This is a genomic window from Vibrio sp. R12-SW3-ISO1, from assembly GCF_059834005.1.
Genome location: NZ_JCBDGK010000031.1, coordinates 1 through 2,431 on the forward strand (window position 1 = coordinate 1; position 2,431 = coordinate 2,431).

4 protein-coding genes are annotated in these 2,431 nt (G+C 41.2%); all 4 read left to right on the forward strand.

Going from position 1 to position 2,431, the window contains the following annotated elements:
• Positions 1-743, forward strand: a 743-nt coding sequence (locus AC6R0R_RS08915; protein WP_500626436.1) for a tyrosine-type recombinase/integrase, incomplete at its 5' end; no start/stop codon positions are given.
• A gap of 3 nt (positions 744-746) precedes the next feature.
• Entirely contained in the window at positions 747-1,475 is a 729-nt protein-coding gene (locus AC6R0R_RS08920) for a hypothetical protein (protein ID WP_500626437.1), read from the forward strand.
• 105 nt (positions 1,476-1,580) lie between these two features.
• Positions 1,581-1,769: a helix-turn-helix transcriptional regulator gene (locus AC6R0R_RS08925; protein WP_080931654.1), complete on the forward strand. Its 189-nt coding sequence runs from the start codon at positions 1,581-1,583 to the stop codon at positions 1,767-1,769.
• 210 nt (positions 1,770-1,979) lie between these two features.
• Entirely contained in the window at positions 1,980-2,378 is a 399-nt protein-coding gene (locus AC6R0R_RS08930; protein ID WP_500626438.1) for a helix-turn-helix domain-containing protein, read from the forward strand.
• Positions 2,379-2,431: the final 53 nt, after the last annotated feature.

The following is a 2,431-nucleotide window of genomic DNA, read 5'->3' on the forward strand; positions in this document are numbered from 1 at the left end:
AAACTGTCAAGCGCCTTTGCCAACGCATCAATGAAGTGATGGATTTTTCGGTAAATACGGGGATTATAAACTCAAACCCTCTAAGCAAGATTCACTCAGCTTTCCACGCCCCTAAAAAGAAGAATATGCCAACGATTACTCCAGAAGAGCTGCCTCAGTTCATGAAAGACCTATCTAGAGCAAGCATCAAACTTACAACACGATGCCTTATTGAATGGCAGTTGCATACTATGACAAGACCTAATGAGTCATCTGCCGCCCAGTGGTCAGAGATAGATTGGGAAAAGGAAATATGGGTCGTCCCAGCAGAACGTATGAAGAATCGTCGTGAACACTCTATTCCCCTAACCCCTCAAATGCTTGAGCTTCTTGATGTGATGAAACCTATCAGTGCGCATCGAGAGTTTATATTCCCAGCAGATAGAGATCCAAAAAGGCCAACAAATTCTCAAACAGCGAATGCCGCCATTAAACGAATGGGGTATCAAGGAAAATTGGTTTCACACGGGTTAAGAGCGATTGCTAGTACCGCTCTAAACGAACAAGGCTTCAACCCAGATGTCATCGAAGCCGCTTTGTCTCATGTCGATGGAAATGAGGTGCGCCGAGCGTACAACCGCTCTGACTACTTAGAACAGCGTCGAACGTTGATGTGCTGGTGGAGTGAATATATTGAAGCCGCAGCTAAGGGCCTTTCCAATAATACTCTGTCTACTCGAAACCTCAGAGTTATAGGTGCTTAGGATATGTCCCAAAATAAGACGAATGGGTTTAAAGGAAGGGCTCATCTTCTTCTCCCCAGAACAATGAATGGCGATAAATTCAACTTTCTAACTGAACTTGAAACCCTTATAGAAAGACTACCATCTCTACTTAACAAACTTCGCGAATATGAAAAAGACTCGCCAGTGTCAGATAAAAGAGCATTCGTAACTGAAAGCCAAATCAATTTTGTTAATGTGATTTCAAGTGAGTTAGCTGAATTCTCTGTTCCTCTTGAAGAGGCTCAACTGTTGGCGTTGGATCAGCTTCTCTGCTCTGTTTATAAACTAGGAGAACTCAAAGGGTCCCATAACCAATGGGTTATAGATGAGCCTTATGTGGCGGACGCAGAAAAATCTACCTATACAAAATCTAAAACAGCCAAAAAAAACCAATGGACAGCTAATGGTTATCAAAAGCTTACAGCTGCAGACATAGCACAAAATTTCTACAGCAAACCTGAAAATAGCACGATACAAGTCGGTCAACTCTGCGAGATGATTATTGAACTATTTGAAGAAAATAGTAAGCCAACAATTTCTAAAGAGAAACTCGCATCGTTCCTAAAGAAAAACCTAATCATCCCCCCCGACGCTACAAAAAAAGGAAGGCCTTCCTCTCTCACTAAGAACTTTAAAGCAACCTTCAAATTAGACTACGCGACATATCTCAACAATGACTACAAAGAAAAAATATCACTAAAATTCAAGTAGTTAAAAACAAAAAATATGACGCTGTATATAGCGTCTATTTTTTCTCTTCCCAAGACATCACAGAATACCCCCGAACAAAACAGCACACCTATCCAAGGGGGATACATGAATTCAGAACGAATAATTCGCGAATCAGAACGCTTAGCTATTACAGGAATATCACGCACAACTTGCTGGGAGATGGAAAAGAAAGGTCAATTCCCCAAACGTCGAAAACTAACACCAAATGGCAGCTCTGTCGGCTGGTTTCTTTCTGAGATCAATGAATGGATTCAAAGCAGAACAGTAATGTAAGTACTGTTAGTTGGTTTATTAGTTGGTTTGTTAGTAGGTCCGTTAGCCACCAACTAGATACTCACAGGACCATACAGAAAGGCCACAGTGACAACAAAAGTATCACTATGGCCCAACCAGAACACTGCATACGAAGCCGTCAAACTCAATGCAGTACAGCGAAGGGGATTATACCAGATGACTCAATTTACAGCCACGAATAGATACTTGATGACTGACGCTTTAGCACTCGGCCTTTCCGGTATAGAAAAAGCGACTCTTGTGCACTTAAGCACTTTTGCCGATGGGAAATTCCAATGTTTTCCTTCGATTAAAACATTAGCAAAAATTACTGGATTCAGTGAATCAGCAATTAAGCGAGCTATCAAAAAACTTGAAGAGATAAAACTAATTACGAAGAAACGTCGATATTCATCCTCTGGACCCACAAGCAACCTATACAAGCTAAACACTTCAGTACTGCAGGATAATCAGAGTAAGCGTCACAAACTCATTAGTCCGGTGACTTCGAATGGAACATTCCTAGCTCAAGACGGAAATTACTACTCATGTCCAGCTGAGTTCTACATGAAAAAGCATGGTCAAGTGGGAGACAAACTACATGCCTAATAAATACAACTGGAAACTATTATCTGCCGAATTCCAATTAGCCTCAGTTAAGT

Coding starts and splice junctions, on each gene's coding strand:
- AC6R0R_RS08930 (WP_500626438.1), top strand. CDS start 1,980: ATGACTGACGCTTTAGCACTCGGCCTTTCCGGTATAGAAAAAGCGACT.
- AC6R0R_RS08920 (WP_500626437.1), top strand. CDS start 747: ATGTCCCAAAATAAGACGAATGGGTTTAAAGGAAGGGCTCATCTTCTT.
- AC6R0R_RS08925 (WP_080931654.1), top strand. CDS start 1,581: ATGAATTCAGAACGAATAATTCGCGAATCAGAACGCTTAGCTATTACA.